Origin of the sequence: Nonomuraea jiangxiensis (genome assembly GCF_900099965.1) — a bacterium.
Classification (GTDB): domain Bacteria; phylum Actinomycetota; class Actinomycetes; order Streptosporangiales; family Streptosporangiaceae; genus Nonomuraea; species Nonomuraea jiangxiensis.
This window is the reverse complement of sequence record NZ_FNDJ01000023.1, coordinates 107869-129222: the sequence shown is the minus strand read 5'-3', so window position 1 is coordinate 129222 and position 21354 is coordinate 107869. Positions and strand designations below refer to the sequence as shown.

At 70.0% G+C, this 21354-nt stretch carries 15 protein-coding genes; 4 read left to right on the top strand and 11 right to left on the bottom strand.

Annotated features, from left to right (window positions below; all coding sequences use genetic code 11):
• Positions 1-2: 2 nt before the first annotated feature.
• Positions 3-1232, top strand: a complete 1230-nt coding sequence (locus tag BLS95_RS39165) for a sensor histidine kinase (protein WP_245765555.1) — start codon at positions 3-5, stop codon at positions 1230-1232.
• Complete coding sequence (locus BLS95_RS39160; RefSeq protein WP_090943792.1) at positions 1220-1855, top strand: response regulator transcription factor; 636 nt, start codon at positions 1220-1222, stop codon at positions 1853-1855. Before BLS95_RS39165 ends, BLS95_RS39160 begins: the two co-directional genes overlap by 13 nt.
• Positions 1856-2293: 438 nt before the next feature.
• Here the strand turns inward: BLS95_RS39160 and BLS95_RS39155 are convergent, their stop codons facing one another.
• Complete coding sequence (locus BLS95_RS39155) at positions 2294-3682, bottom strand: OmpA family protein (protein WP_176993616.1); 1389 nt, start codon at positions 3680-3682, stop codon at positions 2294-2296.
• A gap of 497 nt (positions 3683-4179) precedes the next feature.
• Here BLS95_RS39155 and BLS95_RS54750 point away from each other — a divergent pair, with 497 nt between their 5' ends.
• On the top strand, positions 4180-4428 hold the full coding sequence (locus tag BLS95_RS54750) for a hypothetical protein (protein ID WP_143044044.1): 249 nt from the start codon (positions 4180-4182) through the stop codon (positions 4426-4428).
• 296 nt (positions 4429-4724) lie between these two features.
• On the opposite strand, the gene BLS95_RS39140 is transcribed toward BLS95_RS54750, so the two are convergent.
• The 7 genes from BLS95_RS39140 to BLS95_RS39110 all read right to left on the bottom strand — a co-directional run bounded on the left by BLS95_RS39140 (position 4725) and on the right by BLS95_RS39110 (position 17823).
• Positions 4725-5945, bottom strand: coding sequence for an alpha/beta hydrolase family protein (locus tag BLS95_RS39140; RefSeq protein WP_090943780.1), 1221 nt, complete (start codon positions 5943-5945; stop codon positions 4725-4727).
• Positions 5946-6070: 125 nt separating this feature from the next.
• Positions 6071-6406 carry a hypothetical protein gene (locus tag BLS95_RS39135; RefSeq protein ID WP_090943777.1) on the bottom strand — a complete coding sequence of 112 codons (336 nt, stop codon included), beginning with the start codon at positions 6404-6406 and terminating at the stop codon, positions 6071-6073.
• A 327-nt stretch (positions 6407-6733) separates the two neighbouring features.
• Positions 6734-7810, bottom strand: coding sequence for a WxL protein peptidoglycan domain-containing protein (locus BLS95_RS39130; RefSeq protein WP_090943937.1), 1077 nt, complete (start codon positions 7808-7810; stop codon positions 6734-6736).
• Between the two features lie 61 nt (positions 7811-7871).
• Positions 7872-8498, bottom strand: a complete 627-nt coding sequence (locus BLS95_RS39125) for a hypothetical protein (RefSeq protein WP_090943774.1) — start codon at positions 8496-8498, stop codon at positions 7872-7874.
• 44 nt (positions 8499-8542) lie between these two features.
• A complete protein-coding gene (locus BLS95_RS39120) occupies positions 8543-11686 on the bottom strand; it encodes a family 43 glycosylhydrolase (RefSeq protein WP_218136208.1) in 3144 nt (1047 codons plus the stop codon).
• 64 nt (positions 11687-11750) lie between these two features.
• Positions 11751-16484, bottom strand: a complete 4734-nt coding sequence (locus BLS95_RS39115) for a discoidin domain-containing protein (RefSeq protein ID WP_218136207.1) — start codon at positions 16482-16484, stop codon at positions 11751-11753.
• A gap of 358 nt (positions 16485-16842) precedes the next feature.
• The gene (locus tag BLS95_RS39110) at positions 16843-17823 is read right to left on the bottom strand and encodes a helix-turn-helix transcriptional regulator (protein ID WP_090943768.1); all 981 of its coding nucleotides are present in this window, start codon (positions 17821-17823) and stop codon (positions 16843-16845) included.
• A 63-nt stretch (positions 17824-17886) separates the two neighbouring features.
• Here BLS95_RS39110 and BLS95_RS39105 point away from each other — a divergent pair, with 63 nt between their 5' ends.
• Positions 17887-19023, top strand: coding sequence for an epoxide hydrolase family protein (locus BLS95_RS39105; protein WP_090943765.1), 1137 nt, complete (start codon positions 17887-17889; stop codon positions 19021-19023).
• A gap of 36 nt (positions 19024-19059) precedes the next feature.
• Here the strand turns inward: BLS95_RS39105 and BLS95_RS39100 are convergent, their stop codons facing one another.
• The 3 genes from BLS95_RS39100 to BLS95_RS39090 all read right to left on the bottom strand — a co-directional run bounded on the left by BLS95_RS39100 (position 19060) and on the right by BLS95_RS39090 (position 21186).
• Positions 19060-20004: an acyltransferase domain-containing protein gene (locus BLS95_RS39100; RefSeq protein ID WP_090943762.1), complete on the bottom strand. Its 945-nt coding sequence runs from the start codon at positions 20002-20004 to the stop codon at positions 19060-19062.
• A 127-nt stretch (positions 20005-20131) separates the two neighbouring features.
• The gene (locus BLS95_RS39095; RefSeq protein WP_090943759.1) at positions 20132-20449 is read right to left on the bottom strand and encodes a DMT family transporter; all 318 of its coding nucleotides are present in this window, start codon (positions 20447-20449) and stop codon (positions 20132-20134) included.
• Between the two features lie 5 nt (positions 20450-20454).
• Positions 20455-21186, bottom strand: a complete 732-nt coding sequence (locus BLS95_RS39090; RefSeq protein WP_090943757.1) for an SDR family NAD(P)-dependent oxidoreductase — start codon at positions 21184-21186, stop codon at positions 20455-20457.
• Between the last annotated feature and the right edge of the window lie 168 nt (positions 21187-21354).

The window sequence follows — 21354 nt, the reverse complement described above, 5'->3', positions numbered from 1 at the left end:
CCGTGCGGCTGAGACTTTTATGGCATGCCATCCGCTATCTCCTGGTCGGCTTGCCGTCGGCCATGGCGACGCTGCTCTTCGTGCCGCTGCTGGCGCTGGGGCTGCTGTCCACCGGGGTGGGGCTGGGGGTGGTGGTGCTGCCTCGCATCGTGATGGGTCTGCGCCTGTGGGCCGAATGGCATCGCCGGCGGGCGGCGGCGCTGGTGAACGCCACGATCTCGGCCCGGCAGGCGCGGCTGCGCCAGGGGATCCGCGCGCAGTGGCGGCAACTCCTGGACGACCCCGAGATTCGGCGCGACCTGCGCTGGATCGTCCGGCACATCGCCACGGGCTTCCCCGCCGGGCTCGTCGCGCTGATGGTCGTCGGCATGGCGGTGTCGTCCGTGATCGTGGCGCCGTTCTGGTGGGCGTTCCCGGTGGATGAGGCGCTGACGATCCTGGCCTTCCCCGTGACCACGTGGTGGCAGGCGATCGCCCTCGGCGTGCCGCAGCTCGCGGCGGCGTTGGCGCTGGGCTGGTGGGTGCTGCCGGGGCTGGCCCGGCTGCACGCACGGAGCTGCCTGGCGGCGCTGGAGCCGTCCCCGGTGGAACAGCTCGCCCAGCGGGTCGGCGAGCTGACCGAGAGCCGGGCGGGTGTGCTGGACGCGCACGGCGCGGAGCTCCGCAGGATCGAACGGGACCTGCACGACGGCACACAGGCCAAACTCGTGGCCATCGCCATGCGGCTGGGCGTGGCCAGGGAGATGCTGAACGAGGACGCCGGGCCCCTCGCCCGGCTGCTCAGCGAGGCTCATGAGAGCACGGAGGAGGCGATGACCGAGTTGCGCCAGGTGATCCGCACCATGTATCCCCCCATCCTGGCCGACAGGGGACTGAAAGGAGCGGTATCGGCGGTGGCCGCCGGCGCGGGCGTCCCTGTCGAGGTGAGCACGGACGACCTGGGGCGGGTCCCCGCGGCGGTCGAGGCCGCCGCCTACTTCATCGTGGCCGAGACGATCACCAACGTCACCAGGCACAGCGGCGCCACGCGCGCCACCGTACGGCTGTCCAGGCGGCGCGACGTCCTGCTCATCGAGGTCGGCGACGACGGGCGTGGCGGCATCGACGAGAGCCGCGGCACGGGGGTCGCGGGCATCCGGAAGCGGGCCGCCGCATTCGACGGGCGCGTGCAGGTCCACAGCCCCGCCGGCGGACCGACCACCATCACCGTGGAGCTGCCGTGCGCGTCGTGATCGCCGAGGACAACGTTCTGCTCTCCGCCGGGCTCGAACTGCTACTGGGCACCAAGGGCATCGAGGTCGCCACCGTCGTCACCGACGGACCCGCGCTGGTGACGGCGGTCCAGGAGCACCGGCCCGACCTCGTGATCGCCGATGTGCGGCTGCCTCCGTCCTTTCGCGACGAGGGCGTCAAGGCGGCCCTGGCCGTGCGCCGGGCACATCCGGGCCTGCCTGTCCTGGTCCTGTCGCAGTACGTCGAGCGCGTGTACGCCCGCGAGCTGCTCGCCGACGGCCACGGCGCAGTGGGCTACCTGCTCAAGGACCGAGTCAGCCGAGTCGGGCAGTTCGTCGACGACCTGCGCAGGGTCGCGGCCGGCGGCACCGTGATGGACCCCGAGGTCATCGCCCAGCTCATGGCGGGCGGCGGGCTCGACTCCCTCACCAGGCGGGAACGAGAGGTACTGTCCCTGATGGCCCGCGGGCTCAGCAACGCCGAGCTCGAACGGGAATTGTCGATCACGGACAACGCCGTGCACAAGCACATCGGGAACATCTTCGCCAAACTCGGCCTGCCGCCCTCCGACGGAGGCCACCGCAGAGTGCTGGCCGTGCTCACCTTCCTGGACCACCAGTAGCGTTTGGCTCTCAGTTCACCGCTTTGTTGACGGTGAGTGCACACATCGGCCCCTACTTCGGCCCGGAGGGGCTGGAGACCTCGGTGGAAGCCGCCTGACCACCGTTCCGAAGCGAGGCCCCGGGCAGATCAGCCCGAAGCCTCGGTGATCAGAAGATCTTTCCCGTATTGTGGCCGTCCGTGCCGTGGCCGGTCTGGGGGCGGGCACGAAGATCGGCTCGAGATGGCTCGCCGATCGAAGATGACGGTGCTGTCGGCGGCCTGGCGGCGGGGACCACTCCAGGGTCGTCGCGGAGGGCTGCGGTCCCGGGCGCTGAGCCGACGGGACCGGATGCTCGAAGCGGGACACCACGTGGAGGTGGGCTCTGCCGGGCCGTCTCGCCGCTGGCGGCCCGCGGAGGGAACTTCATGACCGCCGCGGGCGCGTACTCCGTACGAGCTACTGAACGGGCACCGTCAGCTCCCGGAAGCTGGCGATCTTGACGTTCAGTGCGGTGGCGCCTGCCGGCAGCGCGAACAGGTCCCAGAACTCCTTCGCCTCGCCCGGCCCGAACTTGGGACTGCTCAGGCGTACTCCGGACAGGTCGGTGCAGGCGCAGTAGGAGTCGATGTCGTCGCCGGTCGGCACCTGGAGGCGGCCAGGCAGGTACTGGCGTCCGGCTTCCACGTCGGTCAGCGTGACGTTGAAGGCCGCGCGGTACTTGAACGACATCCAGTCCCGGGCGCCGTGCAGCTCGTTGAACCAGGCCTCGCGGTCACCGTCGTTGGTGATTCGGTAGGTCAGCAGGCCGAGGCCGCCGGGGAGCCGGCGTAGGCCGGTCACCTCCATGGAGATCGGCTGGCCGTCGGCCTTCCCGGTGCCCGTGAGCTCTTCCGCGCCCGGAGTGGGGGAGGGGGAGGGGGTGGCCGCCTGGTCGGTCGCGGCCGGCTGCGGCCTGGCGAACGACACCGTGACGCGGCGGTTGCGGCGCTTGCCCTCATCGGTGTCGTTGCCGTAGAGCGGGCGGCGCGAGCCGTACCCCTTGGCCTGGAAATCCACGTCCTGCCGGTTGACCAGTTCGGACAGCGCCCGCTGGACGGCCTGGGCCCGGCGCTCCGACAGCGGGTCGTTGATGGCGTCGGTGCCGGAGGAGTCGGCGTGTCCCTCGACTTTCACCGTGGCTCCGGTCGAGGAGTCGATGAGCTCGGCGGTGTTCGTCAGGATGGCGTTGGCCTTGGGGGTGAGCGTGGCCTTGTTCACCGCGAACAACACGTCGGAGGAGAGGCTCACCTGGAGGTTCTTCCCGTCGTCGGCGGTCTCCTCGTACTGGTCCAGGGATTCGGACGGGGTCACCAGGGAGCGGATGACGGTGGTGACGGGCTCGGCGTCGGGGTCGGGGATGAGCATGCCGGGCGGGACGGCGGGCGGCTCGTCGCTGATCGGGACGTTCGGCATGGGCGGGCCGACGGGGGTGACCACCGTGGTGCTCGCGGGGTTGCCCGACGGTGCGGGCGTGACCGCGTACAGGGAGATCGACTCGCCTGGGTCGATGAAGTAGCCGAGGCCGTCGCGGTCCTGGTCGGTGCACAGACACGGGAAGTCGGCCGGCTTGTACGGCAGGATCAAGGCGTGGGCCTCGGTGTCGAGTACGCCGATGCCGGACGCCCACCGGATCCGCCCCAGCGGACGGGTGTTGTCGCCCATCTGGCCGGTCCACGACAGTCGCTCCTCGGCGCCGGTGTTGCTGAGCCTGACCTGGATGACCAGGTGCTTGCTCTTCACTCGGTTCAGGCCGACGACCTCGACCTTGAGCTCCGGGGTCAACGTGCTGCGCGTCTCGGCCAACACGGGCTGCGCCTGCTGCTCTCCGGGGCCCGGGCTGGTGGTCGAGGCGGCGGTCTGCGAACTGGAGGGAGACGGCACGGAGGTGGCTGAAGGCGCGGTCTGCGGCGGCCCTGCGCAGGCCGAGATCATGAGCAAGGCGATAAAGGGGACAACGATCCGATAAGCCATTCAGGGCATACTGCCCTACTTTGTACTCCTTGCTGTAACCACGGCCTGTGGTGCCGATGAACAGGGCTGTCATGCTCGGGGGTTTCGTGTGACCAGAGCCGATCTGGAGTGTGGTGGGCAGGTCGGCACCGTAGACGATGTGCTCGCGTCAAGCATGTAGCTCCGCTTAAAGGTCGATGCAGAACTTCGCGCTTGTCCTGTCACTTACGCTTACGGCAACCTTCACCTCGAACGACAGGGCGAGTCAGTTGCCTGTCGGTCATCCGTCCTTTCGCTGGTCGCTCGGGGAGCCTCCCTGCGGCCGGTCTCGGACACGAGAGCGAGGAGAGGTCATGAAGAAGAAGCTTGAGGTCAAGATCAGGAAGCTCGAGAAGATCGAGACCACCGTCAACCGCGGCGGAGCGGCCATGCCGGCGCCCATGTGGCGGTCGTGCCCGGCGCAGGCGGCCAAGACGGTCATCAGGCCCACACCTCCCGCGCCCACTATGGCGGCCCGGCGAGAAGTGCCCGCCACTCTGTCAGCCGTCGGCCGATCTTCCCGTGGGTCATGTACCGCGGCATCCCGCGCCGGGCATCCCTGATCTGACTTCCTGCACATAGGTTCGCTCTCCAGGTTCTTCCCATTCCGTCGTTCCGGCGGGTGCTGGATCAGCGTGCCGTGCAGCCAGTGGGAATCTCGGACAAAGTCACTTCGAGCTCCACGTCGGCGACGTCACCCCTGCCGGATGGCGGCGCCTGAGCGGAGCCCGCGAAGATCTTGCCGGAGTTCCGGTCGAGGAAACCATGTACTTTTCCACACCCACGCAACGCTTTCACCTGCGATGGAGCGTCTGGCTGAGATCGGCTGCCCGGCACCCGTCGGTGTCTCGACGCGGGCTCAGGGGTTCTGGAAGGCGACTTCGGGATTCGTGGGGGTCGGGCCGTTCAGGAGTGGCTGGGGTTCGCCGTGGAGGTGCTGGGTGAAGAAGGCGCCTACGTATGCCGTGGTGATCTCGCCTGAGCGCTTTCCCGGTAGCGGTGCGGTGGGGTCGACGATCCCGGCCTGTCCACCCAGGATGGGGAGGTCGATGAAGGTGAAGTGGCCGGAGTCGGCCACGGTCAGCCAGCGCTTCCAGCCGTCCAGGCGTCGCCATGCTTGGAGCCAGCTTGTGTCGGTGGAGTCGGGTGAGTGCTGGGCCTTGGTGCCGAGCATGAGGAACGGTCGCTTGCCGAGGCCGGAGGTGGGGACGGGGGCGAAGAAGGTACCGTCCAGGTTCACCCCGGCGCGCACGCGGTGGTCGGTGGCCATGACGCTCGCTGCGGCGTTGCCGCCCAGTGAGTGGCCGGCGGCGCCGATCCTGCGCGCGTCGATCATCTGCCGGCGCTTCCAGGCGGGTGCGCGACTGGCACGGTGGGTCAGCTGGTCGATGACGAAGGAGAGGTCGGCTGCCCGGTTGGTGGCGGCCTTGACCAGCAGTCTCTTCGAGGCATCGTCGGATGGCGCCCGCTCCACCGCCTCGCACGCGAGGCAGGTCAGGGTACGGCCGCCCGGGAAGGTGGTGCCGAACGATTCGTAGGCGTGATCCACGAGTGCGACGACGTTGCCCCTCGATGCGAGGTCTTCGGCGAGCGTGGTCAGGGTGGCGCGGTTGAGGCTGAACCCTGGGGAGAGCACCACGAGGGGATACTTGCCGCTGACGGGGCGGGCGCCGATGTGTGCGTTCGTACGGACTCCGGCGAGTTGTTCAGCCCTGACGGTGGTGTCGAGCCCCTGTCCTTCGAGGAGGAGACGGGCCTCGTCGAGGGTCATGTACGGTGCGGTCCTCCCGCTTGCGCGGGCCGGGTAGTACATCGACACCATCAGCTCGCGTGCGCGGGCTTTTGGCGTCCACGGGTCGCGGCGCTTGCCGTCGACGAGATGCAGGGTGTCGCGGCCGACCTCGTACTGTCCGGTGGGGTGAGGGATCGCAAACTCCGAGGTGGAGGTGGAGCCGGGGGTGGTGCGAAACGATGCGGCGGCAGGAGGAGAGGGGGTGGAGGTGGCCGTCGCGGGGGACACAAGGGCGGTCGGTGCCAGGGTGAGGAGGGCGAGCGCGACGGTGCGGCGGGTTCGGTGCATGGGAGGACTGTAGGAAGAGTGCCGCTATACCCGACATGCCCGAAAGGCCAGCTCGTGCCCTTACTTTCGTCAGGGTCCCGACCTCGGCGCGGCGCCGCCTCTGGAAGGGGCGGCGCCGGCGTTGTTCAGACCGAGTACCTGCAGATGAGTGCCTGACTGGCGCCCTGGGCATGGCCGAGGTAGAGGTAGGTGGGATGGAAGTACGCGCACGCGGCGGAGGCGCTTCCGCTACCGGTGTAGGTCATGCCGGAGCCGCCGGTGCTCCAGCGGTAGCAACTCAGGCTCCCGTTGTAGAAGCCGATGGCGGAGGAGGAGTTGACCTTGGCGGAGCAGTAATCGCCGAGCGAGAGCGGGCTGTAGGTCACCTCCACCACTGCCGCCTGCGCTGGTGCGGCGGAGACGGACAGCGCGCCGAGACAGGCGAGCATGGCGGTGAGGAGGGCAGGGACGCGACGGGTCACGAGGACCTCCGGGAAGTAGGACGCCGAGTGTGGGCAGGGCGTAAGCGCGCAGCAGGAGCACGATGGAGCATGGCGTACCTGTAACACGCTGCGTTGATGGAAGTATTAAATAGGAAAGCTTCCTATGCAATAGGGAACGTTGATCACGTCCTCACCCGTGCTTCGACCACACCGCCCCAGCCCGGGCTCCTCTCCCATCGACCCCTCAGGCACGGGCGGCGCGCCCGGCACGGTGGCGCCCACGTCGATCGGGCGCCTCGTCCCTAAGCCGGGCGTACATCGGGTGCGGATCGCGGAAAAACGCCTCCGAGCGGCTCGGTGGCGGGGTCAGGCGTTCGCGGGTCGTTCGCCGGCGATGGTTCCGCCCGGGTGACCACCGGTTTTGGCCTCTGCCCGTCCTTCTTCCCTGGCGCGGGCGAGCAGGTCCGCGAGCCGTTTCGTGCGTCGCCGGATGATGGCCCGGACGGCGAGGACGAGGGCTGCGAGGATGGCCGCGAGGGCGAGCTGCGGCCAGGGCAGGGTCCACACCGTCACGGTGGCCGAGACGGGCCGGGCCGCGGCGCCGTCGCGGGTGGCGGGGGTCACGTCGACGCTCGTGCGGAGCGGCCCCAACGCCCAGACTCCCTCGACGCGGGCTCCGACCTCCCGGCTGCCGCCCGGGAACATCTCCTGGACGTCGGCCCTGGCATGGTGTTCGGCCAGGCCGAACAGCTCTGCGACGGTCACCCGGGCGGCACCCGTCACCGCGACGTTGCCGGCGCTCTTCGCGGTGTACGTGACCCGGATGGTGCCGGCTGAGAAGGGGTTCCAGGAGTGCTCGTACGTGGCGGTGAGGTCGTCCACCGCCACGGCCGCCCTGACCGTGCCGGTGGCCCGCATCATGACCCGGAACCCGACCCGGCCCTCCACGGCGACCGTGCCCTGAGTGCTGGTGACCGTCGCCGCGATGCCGGCCGGGTGGTCTCCCGGCGTGGCGTCGCGGGGCACGGTGATGGTGAACGGCACCACCTTCGTCTCGTTGGCCCCGACGGTGACCTGTTCCTGTACCTGGATCCAGGTGCCGCCGTCCGCCGACGCGCGGTCGGACGGCAGCATGTTGAAGCGTCCCTTGTCGGTGAGGTAACCGTCGGCCGCCTTCAGGGCGAAGACGGCGGTGCCGTCGCTGAAGTTGCGTACGGCCAGGTGCTCGGTCACCACCTGACCCGGGTCGAGCGTGAGCTCGATCCGCCGCCGGCCGTCCGGGCCCTGCTGGTCGGCCGGCTGCACCGACCAGGTGAGCGTCGGCTTGGCCGGTTCCGCCACGGCGCCGGCGGCCGGGACAGGCACGGTGACGAGCACGGTGACGAGCAGGGTGACCAGCACGGCGGCCAGTACGGCGAGCGGCCGCGGCAGGGTTCGGAGCATGGCGAGGTCCTTCGACATAGAGGTCCTTCGAGGTGGGGGGCCGCGGCCCCCCACCCGCGCGTTATTCGAACAGGGACAAGGTCAACGTCGAGGTGTACGAGCCGGCGGCGACGTCCGCCGGCGACCGCAGAAACAGGTCGGCGTTGACGGAGAACGAGCCACCGGCGACGGTCCCGGAGTCGAACGTGGACACCAGCAGCTCCTGGTCCACGAGACCGACGTTGTTGCCCGGCTGGGTCGGCTCGTCCAGGACGGTCACCACCTCCTCGCCTTCGGAGACCAGGCCGCTCTCGCCGCCGTCGAGCAGGCGCGGCTGCCAGCCGAGGTGGCCGGCGCTGATCGGCGCCTGACCGGCGTCGCCGGCGAACTCGGTCGCGTTGCCCAGCACGGCCCACGCGGCGCCCTCCGGCACCTCCTCACCCGTACGGGTGTCGGTGACCGTCACCGTCGGTAATGTGCCGACGAACTGGCGGACCTCCAGGGTGGAGCCCTCCTCGGCCAGCGCGACGGAGCCGTCGGCGATCGACAGGGCGAGCACGCCCGGTTCCCGGATCTCCTCGATGTCGACCGTCACCCGCACGTCGGCGCTGTCGCCGGGTTCGGGATCGGCCAGGGCCGGCGACTGCAGCGCCATGGTCGCGGTCAGGACGGCGCCCGTCGCGGCCAGCCAGGTGCGATATGTGCTCATGCGATGCTCCGTTGTCCTTCGTGGTTGGGGGGAAATGCGGGAGATCATGCGGTGCAGGAAGCTCCGGAGTGTTCGGCCGTGTGGACGGTGGTCACCTCCTTGCCGTCCAGGGTCCCGGTGGCGCGGACGGTCACCGAGCCGGCCGTGACCGAGGCCGCGCGGGTGGCGAACGACTGGTAGGCGTTGGCCCCGGGCGCGATGTTCGGGAAGGACCGCTCGCCGTACGCGGTCTCCAGGGCGAGGGTCACCGGCGCCTCGTGGTCGTTGCGCGCCCGCACGGCGACATACGCCTTGCCCGCCAGGCAGCGGGCCTGGGCGGTGACCGTGACGGGCACCACGCCGGGGTCGTCGGCGACGACCCGCCATTCCGTGATCGCGACCGCGGAATAGGTGGTGCCGTTGCCGTTGGCCTGGACCACGGCCCGCACCCGGGGCGTGGTGACCGGGTCGAAGGTGACGGTGTTGAACGCGGTCGTGCTCGTGCCGTAGCCGGTTGCGCCGGTCACGTCGCGCCAGGCCGAGCCGGCCTCGTCCCAGTACTGCAGCACCCACCCGTCGGGGGCGGCGACGCCTTCCCCGGTGCCGCCTTCCGAGTCGCGCCAGAACTTCAGCTCCGTCCCGATGATCCGCACCGGGCGGGCCCACTCGTACTGGACCCACTGGGTCGCCGGGCGGGTGCCGGACCAGGTGCCCCAGATCTGGGCCTGGCTCGGGTTCGCCGGGTCGGCGCCGTCGTTCAGCGCGGTGAGGCTGTTCCAGCCCGCCGTGTAGGAGGCGGACGGGGTGGCGATGGGCCCGATGTTGCCGGTGAGCGGCCCGGACAGGTCCGCCGGAATGGTGACCGTCCTGGCGGTCTCCAGGTTTCCCGCCGTGTCGAGCGCGCGGAACGACACGGTGTGCCGGTCCGCGTCGGGCGCCGCGATGGCGCCGGTGTAGGTCGTCCACCCGCCCGTGCCGATGGTGTACTCGATCCGGGCGACCCCGGAGGTCGCGTCGCTCGCGGCTATGGTGACCGCGCGGGTGGCGCTGTCCACATTGGCGGTGCTGACCGGTGCCGTGGCGTCGATGCGCACGGCGAGGTCCGCGGGCGCCGAGACGTTGCCGGCGCGGTCGGCCGCAGTCGCCGTGACGGTGTGGCGGCCGTCCCCCGAGACGTTGACGTCGGTGTACCGTACGTCCCTCGCGATGACCGGCTGGCCGTCGTCCACCGTGGACGCGATCGTCACGCGGCCGCCGCGGTCGTCGGCGCCGGCGACGCGCACCCGCACCGCGGAGCGGTACCAGCCGCCGCCGCCCGCGCTGCCGCTGGGCGTGAGCGTGACCGCCGGCGGGGTCCGGTCCCCTTCGGTGTCACCCGGCGAGACCACCTTGACCTGCGCGGAGACGCGGCCGGCGGCGTAGCCGAGCACGGTCCCCCGCAGCGTGAACGTGCCGGGCTCCGCGACGTCCTCCGCCCGCACCGGGTCCCAGAAGACCGGCACCTGGAGCCTCTCGCCGCCGAACGACGCCTCGACCGCGCCGGGCACCTCCCGCTCGCCCACCTCGACCGTGATCGCCGGCGGCGTGACGGACTCCGGCTGGTCGGCGAGGATCTTCCACTCCTCGACCGCCACCGCCGAGTACGTGCTGCCGTTGGTCGACGCGTCGAACAGCGCGCGGACCTGCGTGGTGGTGACCGGGTCGAACGTGGTGCTCTGGAACCCCTGCGTGCTCGTCGGATAGCCGCTCGGATCCGGCACGTCGGCCCACTGCCCGGCGCCGAGGTCCCAGTACTGGATGCGCCAGCGGGCGGGGGCGGCGACGCCGACACCGCTGCCCTGCGGCTGGTCGTTCCAGAAGTCGATCTGCGAACCGGAGATGCGCACCGGCTGGTCCCACGTGTACTGGGCCCACTGCTGCGGCGGGTTGTTGCCGGTCCAGGTCCCCCACATGTCCGGTGGCAGCGGGTTCGACCGGACGATCTCGTCGTTGAGCGCCTTCACCCAGTACTGCGTGGGCACCGGCTCGTTGGAGACGGTGACCTTGGCCTCCTGGGCGATGTTCGGCCGGGGCGTGAGGTCGCGTCCCTTGATGGGCGTCGGCGTGACGAGCTTCATCCGCGGCGGCGTCTGCGTGTCGTCCCACTCGACCGGGTCGATCGCCACCGAACGGCGGAAGTGGCCACCGCCCACGGCGTCGGCGGTGTGGTAGGCGAGATACCACTTGCCGTCGAACTCCAGGATTCCGGGGTGGCTCGTCGTTGAGGAGACCGGGCGGAGCACGGTGCCCCGGTAGGTCCACGGCCCCTCGGGCGACGAGGCCGTCGCGTAGGCGATGCAGGCGTGGTAGTTCGCCGGGGTGCACGGCGAGGTCGGGCCGGCGTTGTTCCCTGCGTAGGCCAGGTAGTAGGTGCCGTTCCGCTTGAAGATCCAGGGTGCCTCGAAGAAGCCGGTCAGGCCGGTGACGGAGCGCTGGGTGCCGACCGGGGTCTTCATGTCCTGCCGGAGCTCCAGCATCCGGGCCTGGCCGAACGTGCCCCAGTAGAGGTACACCCGCTGGTCGGGGGCCTGGCCGTCGATGAGGATGGTCGGGTCGATGTTCTGGATGGTGTTCGGCGTGGGCACTCGCTGGGAGATCAACGGCCCGCCCACGTGGTCGGCCCACGGTCCGGTCGGCGTCTGCGAGACGGCCACCCCGATGGCGAACCGGTCCGGCGCGGTGCTGTTCCGCTCGCTGACCGAGACGTACCAGTAGTAACGCCCGTCCACGCCCTGGATCACCTGGCTCGCGTACGCGCGTCCCGGCGTCGCCCAGGAGAAGACCTGTTCGGGGCGCATGAGCGACGGGTAGTGGGTCCACTGGCCGGATGCGACGTCCGTGGTCCTGAAGGCGCCCCACTGGTTCATGACGAAGTCGTTCGTGGACGGTCCGGCCTCGTCGCGGCCGGTGTAGAGGTAGAGCTCGTCGCGGCCGCTCTCGTTGCCGGGGGCGCCGGCCGGCACGACGACCGGCGCCGGGTCGGCCGAGTAGTAGCCGCCGTCGCCGAGGATGGGATTGCGGGTGTTGGTGAACGTGTAGGAGTCGGAAGCGGAGGCCGGTGCGGCGGTCCCGGCCAGGCCGCCGACGAGGAGCCCGGCGGCCGCCACGGCGGCGGCTGCCCTGCGTAACCGTCGGCGGGGCGCGGCGCCGCGCCGAATGAGGGTGTTCACGGTGGTGAGGTCCTTACGTGTGCGGGTGGTTGCGGCGCCGGTCCGGCACCGCAACCACGAAGGGCTAGCGGCAGCTGAGATCGCCGAACGGCGCATCGAACTGCGCGGTCACCGGCTGCCCCGCGACGGTTCCGGTGGCCTTCACCGTCGCGGTCCCGGCCTGCACCGTCTTGGCGCGGGTGTTGAACGCCTGGTAGGCGGACTTTCCGGGGGCGACGCCCGACACCGTCCGCGACCCGTACGGCGTGATCAGCTCGATGGTGAGCGGCACGTCGTCGGCGTTGCGGGCGTTGACCGCGACGTAGGCCTTCGCGCCGGTGCACTGCGTGCGCGCCTGGACCTCGACGTCCCACGTCTCCGAGGGGTCGCCCACGGTGAGGGTCAGCGTGGTCTTGGTGGTGCCGGCCTCGCTGACGTAGTCGGGCAGGATCAGGTCGCCGACGACGGTGTGGCGACCGGGCGTGTTGACGAGGTCCTCGTCGAACTGCCAGTCGACCCCGATGGCCTGGTTGTCCCTGGAGCCGTCGTTGTAGGACACCTCCACCTTGTCGGGCAGGTAGGGCAGCTCCCCCACCTCGACCGTCTGCTGGAACGTCTCGGCGCCCTGGATCGAGATGCCGCCCTGGGACACCTCGGGCCGTACGTAGACGCGGGCCTCGGCGATCAGGCCGTAGGCGTCGTTCGTGCCGTAGACCACGAACGGTTCGACGTTGGTCTCGGCGACCATCTCCGGCGTGATCTCCTGCCAGGTGAACCCGACGGTGCCGCGAGCGCCGCCGGCGTAGATCCCGTCGAGCTTGCTCGGCAGGGTGGGCACCTCTCCCACGGGGGTTCGCATGAGCACCGGTGAGCGCACCGAGTCGACGGTCTCGCCGTTGGCGCGCCAGCGCAGCACGCCCGTGCCCGCGCCGCCGCTCATGAGGCCCCAGATCCGGATGCGCAACCGGCTGGTCGTGATCGGCTCGAAATCGAAGTGGTTGTAGGCGTTGACGGCCAGGCCGTCGGCGTACGCCGACCCGTTGACGAGGGTGACCGGGGTCCACGAGGTGCCGTCATCGGAGGCCTCGATGGCGTAGGTCGTGCCCGTGGGCCGGCGGGTGCCGCCGTTGTCGTCGTACCAGTACACGTCGGTCGACGACAGCCGCACCGGCGAGGTCCACTGGTACTGGATCCACGCCTCCTGCGCGGGGCTGGTGCCGTTGCGCGGCTGGCCCCAGTTGCCCCAGCCGTTCCCGGCGCCCGGATTGGAGTTGGCCGGGGTCGTGGCCTCGTTGACCCGCTGGTGGTTCTCCCACGAGGCGGTGCCGCTGGTGGTGATCGTCGCCGACGCGCCGAACTCCGCGGTGACCTCGCGCTCGGTGAGCGTCACCGTCACGGTCGCCGTGGACCGCCGCTCGCCGTCGTCGGCGAAGAACCGGAAGGTGTAGTCGCCGGCGACCGTGCCTGTCACCCGGGTCGACAGCGCCTTCGGGTCGGCGAAGATGACGCCCGCTCCCTGCGGCGCCGAGACGGTCTCCCAGCCGAACGTCAGCTCCTCGTCGTAGGGGATGCCGTCATCGCCGGCCGTGGCGGTCAGCTTGGTGGACAGGTTGCCGTCCGCCGAGCCGTCGCGCGCGGCGGTGACGATGGGCGCCTGGTTGGTGACCTCCGGCACGTCGCGTCCCGAGTCGAACACCTGGATCTCGGAGATCGCCGTGAACAGGCCCGGGTTGTTCGTGAACGCGACGCGCAGCTTGTCCGACGTCACGGTCCGGAAGAGCGCCTCGTTGAACTTCGCCGCCGGGACGGTCGGGTTCTTGAACTGCCCCGGTACCTCCTTCCAGCCCCCCTCGCCGTCGGGCACCTGGATCCACCAGCGTGCGGGCTCACGGTAGCCGGCGGCCTGACGGTCGCTGACGAAGTACACCTTCACGTTGTCGAAGGACTTGGCCGACCCCAGGTCGAGCTCGACGTAGCCGTTCTTGTCGGTCGTGCCGTAGTTGCCCCAGAACGGTTCGTTGGCGGTGACGCCGTCGGTCACGGCGGTCAGCGCCACGGGCCGCTCGGGCTCCTTGATCGCGCCGGGCGTGTGGTTCATCGTGCTGCTGCTCCAGCCGGGCGTGTGGAACTGCCGCCACGGCGTCGGCCGCGCGCCCTGCTGGGTGAACGACGAGCTGAGCTCGGCGCCCGCCGCCAGGTTCCGTCCGTCCTCGGTGAGGTCGATGCCGGCCGTCTTGAGGTAGTCGACGACTCGGTCGTCCTGGATCGAGGTGTTCACCGCGCTCGGGAAGTCGGTTCCGGTCGGCGCGGTGAAGGTGACGGTGAGGCCGTCCTCGGCGTCGGCCTGGCTGGTCTTCGGGTCGTAGGTGAGCTTGCCGAGCTTGTCGGTAGTGACCTTCTTCTCGCCGTTGAGGAACAGGCTGTAGCCCGCGCCCAGGCCGTACTCGCTGCCGTCGGGGTCCCAGACGATCGTGACGTCCTGCCCGTGGTAGCGCAGGTTGTTGACCATGAAGTGGTCGTAGCCGAGCTTGATCGGCCACAACTCGATCTTGTCGTCGGACCGGGGCTGCAGGCCCGCCATGTCCTCGACGAAGATGTAGTTCATGTTGCCGAGCATCACGTGGTTGGGGTTGTTGCGGTTGTAGGTCTTCGCGGTCGGGTTCCAGTTGGAGTAGTACTCGGCCTGGTTCGGCGCGCGCACGTCCCCGCCCGGGTAGATGCTCCAGGCCATCCAGTCCAGCAGCCGCTTGGCGTACGCCGGGGTGATGTACTTCTGCTCCGGGTCGTAGTGGCGCAGCGCCGCACGGACGCCGCGGTACTGCACGGTGAAGTTGATGTTGGAGAAGTTGTTGGAGCCGCCGACCCCGTAGGCCGACCGGTCGTACTGGTTGGCCGTGTAGAACGGGAAGATCGGGAAGTTGTCGCCGTAGATCAGGAAGCGATACCCGTCGACGTACTTCTGCCACTGGTCGAACGGGATGATGTTCTGGGCGTAGACGTCGTAGAGGTTCGACTCCTTCGCCGGGATCAGCGAGCGGGCCGACTCGGGCAGCGGGTTGGGCCGGCCGTTGGAGCTCGCCGCGCTGGTGGCTCCGTGCGACGTGCCGGCCAGGAACATCCGCGTGTCGGGGCTCCACAGCCGGTCGAGTACCGCTTCGCGGATCTCCTCGGCGCCGGCCGCGAGCTGGTCGACCTTGGCCTGGTCCGCGCCGGAGATCTGGTAGAGCTGCCGGGCGGCGTCGAACGCGCCCCACACGTACGCCGACTCGGGACGTTCGATGGTCCGCGCCCCGGGCGCGCTCGCGTTGGCCTTCGGGAAGCCGAAGGAGATCGCGTCGGCGTCGTTGCCCGGCATGTAGTTGGCGTCGTAGGCGATGAGCTTGTCGTCGTTGCCGTCATAGTGCTCAAGCTGCCCGACGCCGTCGCCCTCGAAGTAGTGGGCGAACTTGCGCGCGATCTCCTCGCCGCCGCCGTGCACGTTGTAGGCTTCGAGCCCGGCGGTGCCGAGGTACTGCGAGTAGTGGTTGTTCCAGCTCGTGTGACCAGGGCTGTCGAGGAAGGCCGAGGAGCCGGAGAGCTCGCCGATGTTGAGGATCTGCCCGTACGGCAGATAGGGCGTGCGCAGCCACTTGGTGTCCTGCAGGTGCATCGGCTGGGTCAGCGCGACGGCGTTCTGGTAGAGGTTCACCCCCTCGATCGTCGTCGGATACTGGTACACGTAGCCGGGTGCGTTGGCGTCCAGGCTGTTGTAGCGCTCGCCCCACCAGCGGTAGACGATGGCCTTCTCCAGGGCGGGGTCGGGGACGTCAATGTAGGGCACGTCCTTGGCCCAGCGGCGGTTGAACTCGGTGATGCCGGTGCGTACGGCCTGACCCGGTGACAGCGCGGCATACTGCTCGTAGCTCTCGACGGTCTTGGGCAGTGTCGGCGAGGAGACCGCGCCGACGACGGAGAGCGAGACCGTGCCGCCGGCGGGCACGGTGACCTCGCGGTCGAGGTTGGCGCCGTTCCGGGTGAAGCCGGTGCCGGTGAGGTCGACGCTGATCGTGTTCCATGCGGTGTCGACCAGGCCGTTGTTGGAGCCACTGGTGATCGTGCGGGTGCCGGTCAGCTCGGCTTCGCCGTCCCCGGCCCGCGTCGCCAGCGGCGAGGCGGCGCGGACGGTGAACGTCGCCGCCGAGTCGCCCGGGTTGGTGAAGTCGATGGCGGTGACGGCGACGTTGTCGTACGTGATGAACTTGGTCAGATCGGCGGTGACCCCGGTGGTCCCGATCGTGTACCGGCCCTTGGCGTGGCTGGGCGCGTTGAACCGGTCGGCGTTGACCTCGGCGACCGTCTGACCGGGCACGGTGACGGTGTAGAGGTTGCCGAGGTTGTTCGGCCCGCCGACGAAGGTGTTGCCGGCGAAGCCCATGACGGTGAAGTTGTTGTTGCTGGCGCCGCGCATGTACAGGGAGCGGCCCCTGGTCATCAGCACCGCCGCGCCGAGCGGGCCGCGGACGCCCAGGACGCGGTCGAGGTAGTAGTCCGTGCCCCCGGCGGCGAGGTCCTTGTCGAAGATCGACTGGTGCATGCTCGACGCCGTGTACGGAACGCCGGGCTTCAGCCGCTCGGCCACCTCGGGGACGTTGGTGTAGGCCGGATCGCCGATCTCCATGACGTGGTGCTGCCCGTCGGTGTAGACACCCACGTCGCCTTCGTTGCCCGGAAGGACCGGGCCGTCGGCATGAGCGGTGGACGGCATGCCGATCACCCCTCCCGCCACGAGCGCGGTGAGGGCTGCCCACGTGGGTGCCCTTCTTAACCGCTTAAAGATCATTTACGCCTCCTGGTGGCAAGGGGGTCTGGTCAACCGGCCGGCGGCGCTGGGGCCGTCCTGGCGCGGGAGGGGCCAAGTTGAATGTGAGCGCTAACAAATGCGTGGGAACGCGGGCACACGAGTGTCCCGGCCGCTTCACTGCTTCTCCCTCCGATATGTCGCGACATGGCGTCCGAAACAACCTAAAAGGTTTTCGAAACGTAGAAGAATCCGGTGGCGCTGTCAATGGCGGAAGGGCCGGTAGACAGCCGTCGGTTGCCGTGGAGGAGGTTGGAAAGGGTTTTCGAAGGGCGGCCAGGCAGGCGGCCATAACCGACGTGACCGCCCTGGAGCCGCATCGGCGACGCCCGCCGACCTCTCAGCCGGGCGGGCGGCCGACGTCGCCCACGGTTCCCGATGCCGCTCGAAGGCGGTCGGCCATGACCCCGATCCGCTCGACCAGCTCCGGCGGGTCGTGCACCTCGAATCCGATGTCCATCAGAGCGATCCACACGACGATCTCGTCGAGGTTGTTCGCGCCGCACTGGAGGACGCAGGTCTCCGCGTCGACGGGCTCCACCGTTCCCGTCGTCGGCGGCATGTGCCCGGCCACGACCTCCGCCGGGGCATGCATGGTGAAGCGCGCCTGATAGCGGTATGGAGCACTGGAGAGAGCCCGGGACATGTAGGCGGCGAGGTCCTCGTCGGGCGGGTCCCGGGGGACGAAACGCGGCCCGTTCGGCGTCCTCAGACGTAGCCGGTCGACCCGATACGTCCGCCAGTCCTCCTTGTCGATGTCCCAGCCCACGAGATACCAGCGGCGCCCCGAATGCACGAGCCGATGCGGCTCGGCTGAACGGCGGCTCTCCTGACCCTCGTGCGACCGGTAGTCGAACCGCAGCCCCTCGTGATCTCGGCAGGCCGCGGCGATGGCGGTCAACACCTCGGGGTCCACCGGCACCGCGGCCCCTGTCATGGGCACGGTCATCGACTGCAGCGCGTGAACGCGGTGCCGCAGCCGCGAGGGCAGCACCCGTTCGAGCTTCGCGAGCGCCCGTACGGACGTCTCCTCGATTCCGGCGACCGTGCCGCCGGCGGCCGTCCTCAGCCCCACCGCGACCGCGACCGCCTCGTCGTCATCGAGCAGCAGCGGAGGCAGGTCGGACCCGGCGCCGAGCCGGTAACCCGGCGTGCCGGCCGTGGCGTGCACGGGATAGCCCAGTTCCCGTAGCCGGTCCACATCCCGCCGTACGGTTCGCATCGTGACACCGAGCCGCTCCGCCAGCTCCGCGCCGGACCAGTCCCGATGGGTCTGCAGGAGGGACAACAATCTGAGCAGTCGAGCCGAGGTCTCCAGCATGCTCCCCATGTTGCCCGCAACCTAGGACCGAACTCGACCTAACCGGCCCCTAACGTCGTGGGCATGACGAAAATCAACCCGTTCCGCATCGACATCCCGCAGGCCGACCTGGACGACCTCCGCGACCGTCTGGCCCGCACCCGCTGGCCGGACGAGCTGCCCGGCACCGGCTGGTCGTACGGCGTCCCCTCCTCATATGCGAAGGAACTGGCGGAGTACTGGCAGACGGCGTACGACTGGCGCAAGCACGAGACGGCGCTCAACGAGTACCCGCAGTTCACCACCGAGATCGACGGCCAGAACATCCACTTCCTGCACGTCCGCTCCCCCGAGCCGGACGCGATCCCGCTGATCCTCACGCACGGCTGGCCCGGTTCGATCGCCGAGTTCATGAAGATCATCGGCCCGCTCACCGACCCCGGCGCCCACGGCGGCGACCCGGCCGACGCCTTCCATGTGGTGGCGCCCTCCCTGCCCGGCTTCGGGTTCTCCGGCCCCACCCGCGAGACCGGCTGGAGCCCGCGCCGGGTGGCCCGCGCCTGGGCCGAGCTGATGAGCCGCCTCGGCTACGACCGGTACGGCGCCCAGGGAGGCGACACCGGCGCAGTGGTCTCCCCCGAACTCGGCCGTGTCGCACCGGACAAGGTCATCGGCGTGCACGTCAACGGCGCCCTGGGCTTCCCGACCTTCCAGCCTGACGAACTGGAGGGCCTCACGGAGGCGGAGCAGGCCCGGCTGGCCCTCTACACCGACCAGGACAGCTCGGGTTACGCCATGATCCAGTCGACCCGCCCGCAGACGCTCGCCTTCGGCCTGCATGACTCCCCCGCCGGCCAGCTGGCCTGGATCGTGGAGAAGTTCAAGGAGTGGACCGACCCCGCCCACGACCTCCCCGAAGAGGCCGTGGACCGCGACCAGATGCTCACCGACGTCACCATCTACTGGCTCACCGGCACCGCGGGGTCGTCCGCCCGCCTCTACAAGGAGGGCGCGGCCGACTGGGGTCAGCCCGTCGAGAAGTCCGAGGTTCCCACCGGGGTGGCGGTCTTCCCGGGCGACGCCGCGATCCGCCGCATCGCCGAGCGCGAGCACAACGTACTCCACTGGTCGGAGTTCGACCGGGGCGGCCACTTCGCCGCGATGGAGGCACCGGACCTGCTGGTCACCGACATCCGCACGTTCTTCCGGCTGGTCCGCTGACCCGCCGGCATCGGCCGGACCGGCGAGGAGCCCTGGCTAGATCGGGAAGCTGCCGCGGCGGACCTGCCAGTGGCGGCCGGCCTTCAGGTGGTCGATGATCGCGCGCTGGAGCGCGGTACGGCGCGGCAGCTGGTCGAGCGGCGTGGTCAGGGTGCGGAACACGAACCGCAGCACCTCGACGTCGGCGTCCACCCCTTCCGGCTCCTCGTAGGGCTCCAGCTCGAACCTGCGCTGGAACCGGACGATGTTGGAGTCCTCGGGCAGGTATTCCAGCAGTTGCGGGTCGAGGAGCCACGAGCCGCAGGTGAACGTTGTGTAGCACTCGTCGGGAAAGTGATGCGGGAAGAACGCGCGGGCCTCGTCGAGCGACGCCTCGACCGCCTCCGGGGTCATCGGCCCCGACTCGGGGATGTGCAGGTTGATGGCGGTGCCGCCGCGGTGGTGCTGCAGCCGGCCCAGCTCGTAGATGCCGCCGCGCGCGTGCAGCGTCAGCCAGCTCTGCATGACCGGCCAGCCCTCGCGGCGCATCCGCCGGTCGATCGCGAGGTTGCGGCCCAGGTCCGCGAGGGTCGACCACGTCACGGCGTCGGCGATGCCGTGGTCGCGGTGGTATCCCGTGACGACGTCGACCAGGGCCAGGTACGTGTACACGTAGAGATGCCGCCAGGCTGGGCCCCGCTCGCGCGGCAGCTCCGGACCGGGCGACAGCCAGCCATAGCCCCCGAGATCGGCACGGACCAGGGCGATCGAGCGGTCGAGCAGCCAGCGCAGCTCCGGAGTCCACAGGGGAGAGTCCGGGTCGGGCCAGCCCGCCATGATCTCGTCGGCGTCGTCCGGCCGCACCGCGAGCCGGTCGAGGATGGCGGGCGCGTCGGCCTTGGCCGGCAGCGGAGCCGACGGCCGGTCGCCGGCGAGCCGGTGCACGCGCTCGACGTCCTCGACGGATACCCCGAGCCGGGCGGCGATGTCGTCCAGGTCCACGCGGACGATCCTAACGGTCGATGGGGTCACCCGGTCTCCGGCGATCTGCTCGCTGCCGGGCCACACGACGACGACCCCGCCTTACCGGTTGGCGAGTCGATGCGACGGGCGCGGCGCCGGTCGCGCCTTACTCGGTCAGGAGCCGCAGCCCGATGACTCCGGCGAGGATCAGACCCAGACATGCCAGCCGGAGCGGTGCGACGCTTTCGCCCAGGACGAGGATGCCGACGGCGGCCACGCCGACCGCGCCGATCCCGACCCACACCGCGTAGGCGGTGCCCATCGGCAACTGGCGCAGGGCGAACGAGAGCAGGACGAAGCTCAGCGCCGCGGCGGTCACGCCGAGGACCGACGGCCACGGCCGGGTGAAGCCGTCGGAGCGCTCCAGGGCCGTGGCCCAGACGATCTCCAGCAGGGCGGCTCCGATGAGCAGCAGCCAGGCCATCGCGGTTACGCGGTCGTGCCGGCGTCGACGGCGATGGCCGCGCCGGTGATGTTGCGGCCTCCGTCTCCGGCGAGGTGTGCCACCGTGGCGGCGATGTCGTCAGGAGTGCAGTACCGGTTCAGGGCCGTGTACTGGCGCTCCTCTTCGGCGTCCGGCCCGTCGGCGGGGTTCATTTCGGTGTCGGTCGAGCCGGGGTGAACGAGGTTGGCCGTGATGCCCCGTGGGCCGAGGTCGCGGGCGAGGCCCTTGGTGAGGCCGCTCAGCGCCGATTTGCTCATCGCGTACAAGGTCCAGCCCGGGTAGGGGACGCGCTCGGCCAGGCTGCTGCCGATGTTGATCACCCTGCCGCCCTCTCCCATGTGCCGGACTGCGGCCTGGGCGAGCACGAAGCACGCGCGTACGTGTACGGCGAGCGCCCGGTCGAGGTCCTCCAGCGTCACGGCCTCCAGGGGGCCGTAGACGGCGATGCCCGCGTTGTTCACCAGGACGTCCAGCCGTCCGAATGTGGCCACGACGTGGTCCACGGCGCCGGCCAGCGCGGCCGGGTCGGTTGCCGGAGCGGCGACCGCCGTCCCTCGCGCGCCCACGGCTTTGACGGCCGCGACGGTCTCGGCGGCGCGGTGAACGGCGTGCTCGTAGGTGATCCCCACGTCCATGCCGTCGCTCGCCAGTCGTCTGGCGATCGCGGCTCCGATCCCCCGGCTGCCTCCGGTGACGAGGGCGACTCTGCGTGCCATGCGTGTTCTCCGTCCGGCGATTAATCGGAATCAATTCCGCTTAATCGAAGCGGAATCCGTTCCGGATGTCAAGGCGTCGGCTGGGCCATGGTGGGGCCGCGCCCGTGGCCAGGACGCCTGAGGGAGAAGCGAACCGAGTTCCGTTAGGCTGACGTCCGGCCCGAAGGA